Source organism: Paenibacillus sp. 01T422 (assembly GCF_056398785.1).
Genome location: NZ_JBFTQB010000130.1, coordinates 1 through 12,875, shown reverse-complemented (window position 1 = coordinate 12,875; position 12,875 = coordinate 1). Strand labels below are relative to the sequence as shown.

12 protein-coding genes are annotated in these 12,875 nt (G+C 47.4%); 9 read left to right on the top strand and 3 right to left on the bottom strand.

Going from position 1 to position 12,875, the window contains the following annotated elements:
* Nucleotides 1–278 (top strand): signal peptidase I (lepB, locus tag AC1DUA_RS10035; RefSeq protein ID WP_477499597.1); only part of this gene is annotated, 278 nt, incomplete at its 5' end.
* A gap of 56 nt (nucleotides 279–334) precedes the next feature.
* On the opposite strand, the gene AC1DUA_RS10030 is transcribed toward lepB, so the two are convergent.
* Nucleotides 335–976 (bottom strand): response regulator, encoded by a 642-nt coding sequence (locus AC1DUA_RS10030; protein WP_477499596.1) that lies wholly within the window; start codon nucleotides 974–976, stop codon nucleotides 335–337.
* 158 nt (nucleotides 977–1,134) lie between these two features.
* Between AC1DUA_RS10030 and AC1DUA_RS10025 the strand changes: the two genes are divergently transcribed.
* The 4 genes from AC1DUA_RS10025 to pdaA all read left to right on the top strand — a co-directional run bounded on the left by AC1DUA_RS10025 (nucleotide 1,135) and on the right by pdaA (nucleotide 4,950).
* Entirely contained in the window at nucleotides 1,135–2,688 is a 1,554-nt protein-coding gene (locus AC1DUA_RS10025) for a sensor histidine kinase (RefSeq protein WP_477499595.1), read from the top strand.
* Complete coding sequence (locus tag AC1DUA_RS10020) at nucleotides 2,681–3,064, top strand: response regulator (RefSeq protein WP_477499594.1); 384 nt, start codon at nucleotides 2,681–2,683, stop codon at nucleotides 3,062–3,064. The genes AC1DUA_RS10025 and AC1DUA_RS10020 overlap by 8 nt, the downstream gene beginning before the upstream one ends.
* Entirely contained in the window at nucleotides 3,058–4,041 is a 984-nt protein-coding gene (locus AC1DUA_RS10015; protein ID WP_477499593.1) for an HD-GYP domain-containing protein, read from the top strand. The genes AC1DUA_RS10020 and AC1DUA_RS10015 overlap by 7 nt, the downstream gene beginning before the upstream one ends.
* Nucleotides 4,042–4,179: 138 nt before the next feature.
* The gene (gene pdaA, locus AC1DUA_RS10010) at nucleotides 4,180–4,950 is read left to right on the top strand and encodes a delta-lactam-biosynthetic de-N-acetylase (RefSeq protein WP_477499592.1); all 771 of its coding nucleotides are present in this window, start codon (nucleotides 4,180–4,182) and stop codon (nucleotides 4,948–4,950) included.
* A gap of 265 nt (nucleotides 4,951–5,215) precedes the next feature.
* Here the strand turns inward: pdaA and AC1DUA_RS10005 are convergent, their stop codons facing one another.
* Nucleotides 5,216–6,145, bottom strand: a complete 930-nt coding sequence (locus tag AC1DUA_RS10005; protein ID WP_477499591.1) for a peptidyl-prolyl cis-trans isomerase — start codon at nucleotides 6,143–6,145, stop codon at nucleotides 5,216–5,218.
* A 314-nt stretch (nucleotides 6,146–6,459) separates the two neighbouring features.
* Between AC1DUA_RS10005 and trxB the strand changes: the two genes are divergently transcribed.
* The 3 genes from trxB (at nucleotide 6,460) to tpx (ending at nucleotide 8,367) form a co-directional block, all read left to right on the top strand.
* Nucleotides 6,460–7,404, top strand: coding sequence for a thioredoxin-disulfide reductase (trxB, locus tag AC1DUA_RS10000; RefSeq protein ID WP_477499590.1), 945 nt, complete (start codon nucleotides 6,460–6,462; stop codon nucleotides 7,402–7,404).
* A gap of 69 nt (nucleotides 7,405–7,473) precedes the next feature.
* Nucleotides 7,474–7,785, top strand: a complete 312-nt coding sequence (trxA, locus tag AC1DUA_RS09995) for a thioredoxin (RefSeq protein WP_477499589.1) — start codon at nucleotides 7,474–7,476, stop codon at nucleotides 7,783–7,785.
* 57 nt (nucleotides 7,786–7,842) lie between these two features.
* Nucleotides 7,843–8,367, top strand: a complete 525-nt coding sequence (gene tpx, locus AC1DUA_RS09990) for a thiol peroxidase (RefSeq protein WP_477499588.1) — start codon at nucleotides 7,843–7,845, stop codon at nucleotides 8,365–8,367.
* A gap of 48 nt (nucleotides 8,368–8,415) precedes the next feature.
* Here the strand turns inward: tpx and AC1DUA_RS09985 are convergent, their stop codons facing one another.
* Complete coding sequence (locus AC1DUA_RS09985) at nucleotides 8,416–10,731, bottom strand: UvrD-helicase domain-containing protein (protein WP_477499587.1); 2,316 nt, start codon at nucleotides 10,729–10,731, stop codon at nucleotides 8,416–8,418.
* A gap of 78 nt (nucleotides 10,732–10,809) precedes the next feature.
* Between AC1DUA_RS09985 and AC1DUA_RS09980 the strand changes: the two genes are divergently transcribed.
* Entirely contained in the window at nucleotides 10,810–11,748 is a 939-nt protein-coding gene (locus AC1DUA_RS09980) for a YihY/virulence factor BrkB family protein (protein WP_477499586.1), read from the top strand.
* Nucleotides 11,749–12,875 lie beyond the last annotated feature (1,127 nt).

The window sequence follows — 12,875 nt, the reverse complement described above, 5'->3', positions numbered from 1 at the left end:
TTGCTGTTCAAGGCGACCGTGTTTTCATACGGGATGGCGTTATTTATGTCAATGAGGCACCGCTTCCTGAGCTGTATACTGCCGGCAAGTCGGAAAATATGGACGTACAGACGATTCCAAGCGGCTACCTGTTCGTGGTTGGAGACAATCGGAACTTGGGGGAAAGCAAGGATAGTCGGGATCCCTCTCTGGGTCCGGTGCACATCAAAGATGTGAAAGGTTATGCTGTCTTCTCCTTGCTGCCGATGCATCAAATTGCTGAACCTCTTGACCTGTAAAGCCAAAAAAAAGATCCGGCGGGTTATCCCAGCGGATCTTTCTTATGTGTAGGCGATTAACGCTGCATTTCGAATTGAACCAAGCCTTTGGATAAAGCGTATAAGGCAGCTTGCGTCCGATCCGCCAGTTCTAACTTGGCTAGAACCTGACTCACATGCTTCTTGACTGTGAACTCTGTGATGTAGAGGGCGTTAGCGATCTCCTTGTTGGAGCGGCCTTTACCGAGCGACATCAGTACTTCAAGTTCCTTGGGGGTCAGCTCAGAAAGCTCCTGCTTCTCTCTGCCTGATTTATGGTCCATGATGGACCCCATCAACACCGGATCATAATACTTACGACCGCGAGCTACAACTTCAATACCGTACAACAAGTCTTCTGGAAACGCTTCCTTTAAACAGACGCCTTCAATCTGCATGGATTGTGCGAGATGAAGCTCACTTTGCGTGATGGATGAAGTTAAGATTATGTATTTACAAGCRTGTCCTGCCCTACGTGCCTCTTGAATAAAATCGATTCCGTTCTCAGCTCCCAAATTCAAATCTACGAGCACAAGATCGGGGTTTGTCTGATCCAGAAGCTGTAGAGCCTCCTTCGTATTCGCTGCTTCCCCAACAATATTCATAAATTGACCAGATGAAACAATGGTACAAATGCCTTTGCGAACAAGCGGGTGGTCATCAAGGATAATCATATTCATCGATCGGGTTCCCTCCAAATTCATGCGATCTATGATATACTGAAACTAGGTATAAAATCCTAGTGCTTTTTACCTATAATTCTAGGTGACTGCTTCATTGTATAACAAAAATAGTCGAAAGACCATTAAGAATTGATAAAGTTTAGGAGAATTTCCGGATGGTACTAACTAATAAATCAAGCTTGTATTTATTTTTCGGGGGCAGATGGGTGCTGCTGTTGATGGGGCTCCTGATATATACCAAATCGGGCAATGTGACACCGGGATTGTTGTTAGCTGCGGTTCTATTTCACACGGCCTACAGTCTGTTATATCTGTTCAAAATGGATAAAAAAGCGGCAATTGCGGCATCGGCAGCTGATATTGGATTTGGCGTTTACTTGCTTTGGTTAACAGGGGGGTTGTCCTCTCCGTTCTTAATTTACTGCTTTACCGGGCTATTAATGGTTAAACGGTTTGTGACATGGCGAAGGTATTTCCAAATCTTGTTTTGTTATGCGCTTATCCTCCCTATAGTATTTGCTGTGACTGCTGAAGGGGCTGCGTACATGTATCTCCTGAACCATTTTGATTATAGCTTTATTGTGCTGGCTTACTTCTGTTTGGTAAGTTTTGCGCACTACACCATACAAGTAGTGCGTAAGCAATTCCGCAAGCTGGTGATGATTTACTCGTCTCGTTTTATGGCGCGGCAGCCGAGGAAGCAAGGGAGTATTCCTTATTTAGAAGGACTGCTCAAGAAAATTTTGGATGAGCGTGAAGTCATTATTTGTATGGAAAGTGATAGACAAAACGAGAAGGCACAGAGCTGGAAGCATACTTATTTCACGAACTATATGAAGCAAAACGCTTCGCTGAACAGTCAGAGGATGTATGCCAGATTACCATCTCCTACAGGTGAATTAGAGTCTCTGTACATCCAGACACTGCTTGATCGCAGTGGGAAATCGTATGGCTGGCTGTTGGTGAGAGCGGAGAAAAATGAATTATCGATCCTGCACAAAATGTATATCCAATTCATGCTTATGAGGTTGGAAGCCATTCATTTCAGTGATGAGGAACTGCTGGAAGCAGAAGAAGCAGCGGTCGCTATTGAGCGCAATACGATTGCGCAGAACATTCATGACGGCATCACACAAGAGCTGTTTTTCATCTCCATTCAGCTGTTTCAGTTGAAAAATGCACTGCCCGCGCATGCGCGCGAGGAAATGCTCCCTTACGTAACCGAGGTTGAGAAAAAGGTGAAAGAAAGCCACCGCAATATCCGACAATTCATTATCGAGCTTAAGGATGAGAAGAGAACATTTAATCTCCATTATGCGATTGAAAAGTTGCTGCAGCGTATCACAGAAAACACGGGAGTGAAGCCGATTTTTGAGCATATCGGTTGGGTCTCGCAGGAACAGGTGGACATCGAAGGCGCAATCTATCATTTGGTGGAGGAAGCGGCCAACAACGTCATCAAACACGCGAAAGCGAAGCATCTTCACGTCACGATTGAAGTTACGAGTGTACAATGGACGGTTGCGATTAAGGACGACGGAATCGGAATGAAGTCAGTGGACAGGCATCAAGAGGGAAGGTTCGGATTAGGTGGTATGGAGAGCCGGATCAAAACGTTGAATGGCACAATCTCATTCCAATCTGAGGTAGCAGTGGGAACAACAGTTACCGCATGTATACCACGAGAGAGGAGTATAGCTTATGTATAAAGTCATTATTGCGGATGACAGTTCCATTGTAAGGGCAGGCCTTCAAATTCTGCTTGATAGCTGTGGCACTTATGTGGTGACAGGCGAGGCTACTAATGGCAATGAAGCTATTGAGCAGTCGCTTTCCTTAGTGCCTGATCTACTGCTGACAGATCTCAAGATGCCCGGCATGCCGATCATTGAGGGGGCGAAGGCGCTCAAGAGCCTATATCCGCAGATGAAAATTATTATCCTAACTGCATTTGATGAGAGTGAAGATATTTATCGTGCTTTTCAAGCCGGTGTGGACGGTTATTTAATGAAGGATACGAGTCGATTAGTGGAATACTCTATTGGCTCGTTGTCAGAGACTCGGAATCTTATCTATATATGGTAACGTCGCTTACCGTGTCGCTTTTCTCTTGGGGAATTCTTGTCATTCAAAGGAACCTGCCCAAAGAAAATGTGTATACGCAGCTCATATCTCCAGTCATTATTTTCGTTGTTGTTGTCGTCACTACGCTTTACAACCCTTTGTCGTTGTGGCACATGTGGGTGGCGATTGCCTTTTGTCCCATTCTCCTTAGTTTGCTGGTAGATTCCAAAATATATGTATACGGCTCTCTCGTTGTTATGATGTACGTCGTGCTCCTCTCTATATTCGGGCCTACCTCTGTTATTGTGGGGGACGTTTCGCCAATGATTGCGGCTATAACCAGAGGTGTTTATACATTAGGAAGTGTGATTCTGGGTGGTATCATCCTCATTTCGCGTAAACAGTATAAAAAACGTGTCGAAACATTGGCATTCCAACAGCAGAAACAGCAGGTGATTAACCTTCTACAAAGTTTTATACCCGTTGGAGAGCGCAAAACTCAAACGTCGCGGAAAGAAATTGGAGAGATGAGCATGCTGCTCAAGTCGCTGGTGAAGGCTTATGGGGGATTGCGCGTACAGGAGTGGGAGATTGATCTGCTGTCTCTTTTGCATTTTGTTAGCAGGGTCAAGCTTCCGGATTATATGTTCGAAAAGGAAGGAAAGCTGTCCGAATTCGAATTCGAGGTCGTTCAGGAGCACTGCTATATGGCGAAGGAATTATGTGAAGGCATCCCGGATTTTGAAGAGGTGGAGAGGGCGTTCCTGTATCATCATGAAAAAGTGGACGGCACCGGCTACCCCTATCGGCTAGCAGGGGACCAGATCCCGCTGTTGTCGCAGATGCTTGGGTTAGTGGAAGTATTCCTGGCGCTAACGACGCCTCGTTCCTATAGGCAGGAGATGTCCCAGCGGGAAGCCTATGAAGAAATTCAGAAGCTGGTGGGGCATTCGTTCCGCGCGGATATCGTGGAGATTTTCGGGAAAGTAATCGATTGAACTTATTAGCTTAGCGGCGTCTAATATCCAATATTACCCTGCTCGAAACACGCCTACTCTAGCCTTTCCTGTGGAATATTAGTAACAGTCTATGAAGGCTTAACTCAACCACAGAAGGCAAGGAGTGAATCTGCACCCATGAATTACATCCGTATCCTTACCGTCGTGATTGCGATGCTGTTCGGACAGGCCACGCTCGTATCCGCTGACGGGTCTTATCATTTCGGCTTCAAAAAAAGCGCGAACGGACAGCGTCCTTCCATTGATGAAGAAGGCTTCAAGAATCTGTTGAAGCAGCATGGGGCTATTTTTACAGGCGATCTAGCGGTCAAAGAATTGTTCCTGACGTTCGATAATGGGTATGAGCAGGGGTATACCGGCAGAATTTTGGATGTGCTGAAAGAAAAGCAAGTGCCAGCCATCTTTTTTGTGACGGGTCATTACATCAAAACCGAGCCGGAACTACTTAAACGCATGGCGCAAGAGGGCCATTTGATTGGCAACCATTCCTGGAGCCATCCGGATATGAGCCAAATTTCCGCAGAGCGTATCAGGAAAGAGCTGGACCAAGTGAGAGATGGCGTGAGCGCCGTCACTGGGCAGAAGGAAATGCATTATTTGCGCGCGCCGCGGGGCATCTTCAACGGCCAATCGCTAGCTGTCAGCCAGCAGCTTGGCTACACGAACGTGTTCTGGTCCATTGCGTATCGCGACTGGGAGCCCAAGCAGCAGAAGGGCTGGGAGTATGCGTACAGAAATGTGATGGCGCAGCTGCACCCTGGCGCGGTGATTCTGCTGCATTCCGTATCCAAAGATAACACGGAGGCTCTCGCCAAAATCATTGACGACGCCAGAAGTCAGGGCTATCAGTTCAAGAGCCTGGACGAGATGAAGACTCGTACACCGTAAAAAAGGATGCCCTGGGGGCATCCTTTTTTTTGTGCTATTCGTGGAGGCAGCGGCCTCTCGTTATGTGGAATAGAGGGAATAACTCATGTTATTCCAAGCGGAAATAGCTGTACGGATACTATACATGGAAAATCTACCGCTAAAAGGGCTGTATTCGCAGTATTCTTGCCCAATTCAGCCTTTTAGCTGGAGAAAATACTTCTAACCGCGCTGCTGCTCCCGTTTGGCTCAGATTAGCGGTAGTTATTCCCGCTGCTGCCTTACCTTAAGCTCCCGCAGGTTTGCTCAAATAGTTCTCAACCGTCGATTGCGTTTTTTTATCCTGCAGCCATGTAGTCGAGAGGGAAGCCAGTTTCTGATTGGTGATCGCTGACTTAATGTCCTCTTTTTTCTCGTCCATTGTCGGTGTGGTAGCTGCTTTACGGTCCGTTACCTTAATGATGTCGTAACCTGTGCTTGTCTGAACAGCGCCGCTGGTTTCACCTGCTTTTAAAGCAAAAGCCGCGGTGTCGAACGCTTCGTCCATGTTGCCGCTAGAGATGTAGCCAAGAGATCCGGCATTGTCTTTGGTTGCCGTGTCTAAAGATTTGCTTTTAGCTAGCGCGGCAAAGTCTGCACCACTTTTCAGATCAGCAACAATCGCATCCGCCTCTTCTTTCGTCGCGACGGAGATATGGGAGGCCTGAACTTGCTCTGGAACCTTTAAGGTTTCGAGGTTTTCATCGTAATATTTTTTGATTTCATCGTCTGTAATTGTGATTTGAGGCGTTAGTATCTTTTTCAAAAGTACTTGCGATTTCATGCTTTTCTTGAGATCGTCTATGGTCATACCATAAGAAGTGAGTGCTTGCTGGAACTCAGCGTCAGAGCCGTAAGAGCCTTTTACATTAGCAACTTCTTTATCAATATCTTCATCGGTGACGGTAATACCTGCTTTTTGACCTTCTTGATTAATGAGCTCTTCCGAGATCATGGAATCAAGAGTCTGCGCACCACCGCTGGCGAGCATGGCTTGATATAACTGGTCAGAGTTGATGCTGACACCATTGACTTTGGCAACGGGTTCGACTGACCCCRCGCTATTCGCTGCATGCTTAGAAGGTGGGTAGAAGGCGATATATGCAATAAGGCAGATCAGCAGGATAGCTGATACCCATTTCCATGTGGCATTTGACCGTAGTTTTGTATTATTCATATGTGCTCCCTTCAATTATGTGTCTCTGGATGACATGCTCTTATTATGCCTATGGAATCTGAAGTCTACATGAAGTCTAACTGAAAGTTTCATGAAGGCTTAGCCGGATTATGGAAGCAGAAAGGACCAGTATTCTATTTTAATTTGTATGCAATTTAATTGTTGACAAATTTAAGTGAAATTGATATGATTCATTCATAAGGTTTGCATCAAATTAATTTGCTAACAAATGAATGGTAAGAAACAAGAGATTTCTTCACATAATCAACAATCTGAAAATTAACAAATAACGATCATTAAAAGGAGGCATTCCTATGCACCACAAAGCGATCATTATCGGAACAGGGCCTGCCGGATTAACGGCTGCCATCTATTTAGCTAGAGCGAACATTGAGCCGCTTGTCATCGAAGGCATACAGCCCGGCGGGCAATTAACCACCACAACAGAGGTGGATAACTTCCCAGGTTTCCCGGACGGGATTATGGGCCCTGAACTCATGGACAACATGAGGAAGCAGGCGCTGCGTTTCGGCGCTAAGATCCAGTCGGGACGTGTGACAGAAGTGGAGATGTCGAAACGGCCATTCACTTTATTTTTAGAAGGTGGAGGTCAATTGACCGCGGATTCGATCGTTATTTCTACAGGGGCTACAGCCAAGAAATTAGGTATCCCTGGGGAATCCGAGAATATTGGCAAAGGCGTCAGCACTTGCGCAACTTGTGACGGATTTTTCTTCAGGAATAAGAAAATTATCGTAATCGGCGGCGGAGATACCGCGATGGAAGAGGCACAATTTTTGACCAGATTCGCTTCTGAAGTACGCGTCGTGCATCGTCGTGATGATCTGAAAGCATCGAAAATCATGCAAGATCACGCTCGCGGCAACGAGAAAGTGACTTGGAGCCTGAACCGCACGCCGCTGGAAGTTGTAGCTGGACCGCTAGGTGTAAAAGGGCTTAAAGTACGCAACAACGAAACAGGCGAGGAAGAGTTGCTTGAAGCAGATGGCATTTTCCTTGCTATCGGGCATACGCCGAATACTGGTTTCCTGGGTGGGCAACTGCCAACTGATGAGCTCGGTTATCTGCAAGTCATTCCGGGAACGTCCAAAACAGCTATACCAGGCGTATTCGCCTGCGGTGACGTACAAGATCACATCTACCGACAAGCCATCACATCAGCAGGAAGTGGTGCTATGGCAGCGCTCGATGCTGAGCGATATATTTCAGAAAAACCTGCGCTAGTAACAACCAAATAAGATCCACAGTAACAGCCGAATAACATTCAATAGCTATGATATAAACTTAATTTCTAGGAGGAATTCATCATGTCAGTTAACCAAATTTCCGATGCAACATTCCAAAATGAAACAAGTAGTGGAACCGTACTCGTCGATTTCTGGGCACCATGGTGTGGCCCTTGTAAAATGATTGCTCCGATCCTGGATGAACTCTCCGCCGAGGTTGGCGACAAAGCCAAAATCGTAAAAATCAACGTGGACGACAACCCGGAGTCCGCTGCTAAATATAACGTTATGAGCATTCCAACCTTGTTAGTTTTCAAAGACGGTCAAGTTGTTGATCAGCTAGTAGGCGTGCAACCCAAAGAGAGACTTAAAGCCGTTATCGAGCAAGCTTAATACCTTTTCCCGGCATCCAAACATATAAACCACAATAATCATTCAGGAGGCACTACAATGACACAAGTACAAGAGCGCACAGGAGTAGCAACAGTTGGAGGAAATCCAGTAACCCTGCTAGGACCGGAGATTAAAGTTGGCGATCAAGCACCTGATTTCAAGGTGAATAAGGATCTTATGACAGAAGTTAGCTTGTCGGATTATGCAGGCAAAATTAAGCTGATTTCCGTTGTTCCTTCTGTGGACACAGCCACTTGCGATGCGCAGACGCGCCGCTTCAATGTGGAAGCAGATAAACTGGGGGATAACGTAGTCATCCTGACGATTTCTGTGGATCTTCCTTTTGCACAAAGTCGTTTCTGCGGGGCTGCCGGGATCGATAAAGTCATTACACTTTCCGATTACAAACATCGTGACTTCGGTCAAGCGTACGGCGTATTGATTAAAGAAATCCAGCTCGATCAACGGGCGATTTTCCTTGTAGATGCTGATAATACGGTTCGTTATGTTGAATATTTAACCGAAATGAAAGAGCATCCGAATTATGACGCGGCACTTGCAGCGTTGAGAGAGCTAGTGTAATTGAAAAAAGGACGAAGCAGAATCACTCTGCTTCGTCCTTTCTTATTGCTAGCGGGCGAGCGGGACGAGCCTGCTGCCCTTGACCATAGCCCCGCTGCACAAGGGGCACGCCTTCGCCGTTAGCCGCGCTTCCTGCGGCGAAGAAATGCGCGACCAGGCCTTGCAGCCGGCCTGGCCGCAAACCCACGCCGCGACTAGCTCCGTCGGGGCTGCCGTTTTCGTGACAGCCGCCGTTCGCGGTGCGGCTGTCTTAGTCGGAGCAGCCGCCACAGGCTTGCGGCTGTCGGGCACGTCCGCGCCAGGGAACGCGGACAGCAGGAAGCGGGAAGGCTCCGCCTTCTTCCCGCGATAATACGCCGGCGAGCTGATCAGCAGCTCGGCCTTGGCGCGCGTGACGGCGACGTAAGCGAGTCGCCGCTCTTCCTCTAGCGCGGCGGCGGTTTTGTCGCGCGCGGTGACACCAGCCAGCTGAACATCGTTCAGCTGGTTCGCCTCGAGTGCCGAGCTATGCGGCATGTTGCCCTCAATCGCACAGAGTAAGTAGACCACCTTGAACTCGAGGCCTTTTGATTTGTGAATCGTCATGAGCGAAATTCTGTTCGCCGCATGGCCTTTTTGCAGTGCGCTCATTTCCGTGCGTTTTATTGCGACTTCATGGATAAAATAAAGGAACTGCTCCACCGAATCAAAACGTTTGGCTGAGGACTCTAGCTCATCCAGCGTCTCCTTCAGCATTTCCCGGTGATGCGTAAGCTTGCTTCGCTTATTCGTCTCCAGGAAGGTATCGTAGAAGTCTTTGCGGATGGCCTGAATGGCTTCCAGCGGCTTCATTTCGGCGAGTGATTTGATAAGACGGATGCGGCTTTTGAGCTTTTCTTTCTGAAAATCCTTCAGCTGCGGCAAGCCCAATAGGTGGATCAACGGCCACTTTTTAGCCTGAATCGCCTCCTGTTCCTGAATAATCCGCATGCCTTGGTCACGCCCTATATATAATGAAGGTAGGACACCCTCTATCGCTTCAAAATTGCGGCGCTCATGAGCAATCCGAAGATGATCGATAATCGGCTTCACCATCCATTGTTCATAGAAAGAATCGCTGCTGCCATAGTCGACAAAAGGCAAATTATGCAGGATTAACTGCTCAATAATAGCCCTGCTGTTGCTTTGCGTCCGGTACAGAATGGCAAAATCCCCATACGCACAGCCACCTTCGGCGACTTTGACCCGAATATCGTTGATTAACCAATCCGCCTCGTCGTCGCTGCTGGCAGGCCGTATATACAGCGGTTTCGTATCACTTTGTTTGGTGGCAAGCAGTGTCTTGTTTTTGCGCTGGACGTTATGCTTGATGATAGCATTGCCCAGCCCGACGATGCTCGAGGTGGATCGATAGTTGATATCGAGAGTCACTGTCGTTGCTGCAGGGTACTGCTCATGAAACTGTAAAATAAATTCATTCCGAGCTCCGTTAAATGAATAAATCGTTTGGTCATCATCACCGACGACCATCAAATTCTGATGGTTTCGAGCAATCATTTTAATAATCTCGTACTGCACAGTGTTCGTATCCTGAAACTCATCGACGCTGATGTAAGAAAACTTTCGCTCCAGTGAGCGCAGGATATCTCCATTGTCCTTCAACAACTGGTATGCGAGGATCAAAATATCGTCGAAATCGATCTTCATCTGCTCCATTTTCCACTGCTCATATTGCAGAAAAATTCGCTTCATCTCCTGATCTTCTTCCGTATCTTCGGGAAGGTCGCTGACGTCGATCAGTTGCATTTTATAGGAGGAAAGCATGGAGATGAGAACCTCGGGTTGGTAAGTATCCTGAAGCCCCATGCTCAGCATGATGCGTTTGAAAACAATTTGCTGATAGCGGCCGTCGCTCAGAATCTCCTGATTGAACCCGTTCATGCGCAGCAATCGAAGACAAAAGGCGTGGAACGTCCTCACTTGCATCGAGTTGGTGATGCTTGTATCTAGGCCAGGCAGGGAAGCGAGGCGCTCCCGCATTTCTTCGGCGGCTTTTTTTGAAAAAGTAATCAGCAACACATTCGACGGGTGCACCCGGTGAACGCGCAGCAAATAAGCGACTCGGCATACCAGCACCGTTGTTTTACCGGAACCTGCTCCTGCTAACGTGAGAAGAGGGCCTTTGAAATGGCGCACAGCCTGTACCTGATCTTCGTTCAACAAGATGCGATGATGTTCCAAGTCGCGGAAAAAATAAGCGTCCCGATCCTCGTCGGGTACAAAATCCGAGCTATTCGTCAACCGTGCCATCTGCGCGTGTGGAACCTTTTGCTCAGTGGCTGGTTTAGAGCTTATTGGAGTAGGGTAAATAGAAAGAGAGTTCATTGGTAATCACCTGTTCCTTGCAGGACTGAACTACCTATTTTATCACAATTCTTGAGCAATGAAAGGATAACTCCGCCAATGGTTATATCTAACTTGAAATTGCTCTGGCACCAATTCCAAAAGCACGATGCTACGGGGCTGGCTGCACAGTGCGCCTATTATTTCCTGCTGTCGCTGTTCCCGTTTCTGCTCTTTATTCTAAGTTTGCTCGGGTACTTGCCATTCTCCTCTGATGATGTAGTGACGCTGATTAAAGACTATATACCGGGCGCTGTTTCCGGTTGGCTTGAGGATACCTTGACGAATCTGCTCGATGTAAAAAGAGGAGGGACCTTGTCCTTCGGGCTAATCCTTGCTTTGGTGAGCGCTAGCGCAGCGATGAACGCCATCGTGATTGCCGTGAACAAAGCCTACGGTTTGCCAGAGCGCAAAAGCTTTATTCACTCGCGTTTTCTGGCTGTTATGCTGACGCTGGGCATGCTCATAGTCATTGCTTCTGCGCTGCTTTTGAGCGTATTCGGTCATTGGATTGGCGATTGGGTACAAGCGCATGTTCATCTGGCGACAACGAAGGTCAACGTTTGGAACAATCTTCGCTGGATTGTGAATTTCATTATCTTGTTCATTGTTTTCACAGGCATTTATTACATAGCTCCGAACACCTGTCTCACGTGTAAAAGTGTGCTCCCCGGCGCCTTGTTCGCCTCCATTGGCTGGCAGGGGACGGGGCTCGGCTTCTCTTTCTACGTGAATAACTTTACGAATTATAGCGCTACTTACGGCAGTGTCGGGGGGATCATCGTCCTTATGACTTGGTTCTACATATCCGCGCTGCTCATTATTATCGGGGGGGAGATTAATGCATTGAAGCATGTGAAGATGCAGGATCATGTTCATACGGTTTCRCTGGATAAGGGGCTTAACCGGGGTAGCGATGAGAGTAAAGGTAAGCAGGATAGCGATATGAGTAAGGAGAAACGGGATATACAGGATATACAGGACAGGACCGTTCGGTGAAAAGGAACTAGAGTAAACAACCGCCAACCCTACAACCCTCAACCCTGCAACCTACAACCTACAACCTACAACCTACAACCCGCAACCCGCAACCCGCAACCCGCAACCCGCAACCCCTTAGCTACCCAACAGATGCTCCCCCGTTGAAATAGTAGGAAAAACTACCGTTAATCGGAGCGAATTCGCTCCAGAGAAGGTAATTACTCCAGAAACTACCTCTAAATCGTCGGTGACTGACGAAATCGTCTGGATTGGAAGAAATTAGTGGTAGAAACCGTATCTATTTGCGCTAAAGTGGGTCAGATGCGGGAAAGTAGCAGTAGTAATCGGCGTTAATACAAGTAATCAATATATTCAGACGCCGAGAGGCTCAGCTCACGAGTGATCCAGTTCCTAACTTCCAAAGTTCCAGCTCCTCAGTTTCTAAGTTCGCAAGTTCCAAAGATTTCAAACTCCCAAATTCCCAAACTCCTAAGYTCCTATTCTCCCAGACCCGCAACCCGCACATATTCACAATTCCCAAAGTCACGTAGGTACCCAACAGACGCTTCCCGCCTGAAATAGCAGGAAAAACTACCGTTAATCGGAGCGGATTCGGTCCAGGGAACGAAATTACTCCAGAAACTACATCTAAATCGTCGGTGGCTGACGAAATCGGCTGGATATGAAGAAATTAGTGGTAGAAACTGTATCTATTTGCGCTAAAGTGGATCAGATGCGGGGAAGTAGCAGTAGTAATCGGCGTTAAAACAAGTAATAAATGCACTCAGACGCCGAGTGGCTCAGCTCACCAGTGATCCAGTTCCTAACTTCCAAAGTTCCAGTTCTTCAGTTCCCAAGTGAGCAAGTTGTGAAGTTTTGAAACTCCAGCCCCCACCCCCCAAAAGTTCCTACCAACCCGGCAACCCCGACATATTCCCAAAGCCCAAAGCTGCTAAGGTACCCAACAGACGCTTCCCGCCTGAAATTGCAGGAAAAATGCGGCTAGAATAAGAAGTGGACACATCCGTTAAGTGACCCCAATAATAGACTTAACGAATAGGGGGGTGTCCGCCAATGGGAGAGCAACGCCAACGATATAACGAAGATTTTAAAAAAGAAGCAGTAAAATATGTTCAGGAACAAAC

Excerpts from the sequence above, each read along its gene's own strand:
- tpx (WP_477499588.1), top strand. The coding sequence starts at position 7,843 with ATGACACAAGTACAAGAGCGCACAGGAGTAGCAACAGTTGGAGGAAAT.
- AC1DUA_RS10025 (WP_477499595.1), top strand. The coding sequence starts at position 1,135 with ATGGTACTAACTAATAAATCAAGCTTGTATTTATTTTTCGGGGGCAGA.
- AC1DUA_RS10015 (WP_477499593.1), top strand. The coding sequence starts at position 3,058 with ATGGTAACGTCGCTTACCGTGTCGCTTTTCTCTTGGGGAATTCTTGTC.
- trxB (WP_477499590.1), top strand. The coding sequence starts at position 6,460 with ATGCACCACAAAGCGATCATTATCGGAACAGGGCCTGCCGGATTAACG.
- pdaA (WP_477499592.1), top strand. The coding sequence starts at position 4,180 with ATGAATTACATCCGTATCCTTACCGTCGTGATTGCGATGCTGTTCGGA.
- trxA (WP_477499589.1), top strand. The coding sequence starts at position 7,474 with ATGTCAGTTAACCAAATTTCCGATGCAACATTCCAAAATGAAACAAGT.
- AC1DUA_RS09985 (WP_477499587.1), bottom strand. The coding sequence starts at position 10,731 with ATGAACTCTCTTTCTATTTACCCTACTCCAATAAGCTCTAAACCAGCC.
- AC1DUA_RS10020 (WP_477499594.1), top strand. The coding sequence starts at position 2,681 with ATGTATAAAGTCATTATTGCGGATGACAGTTCCATTGTAAGGGCAGGC.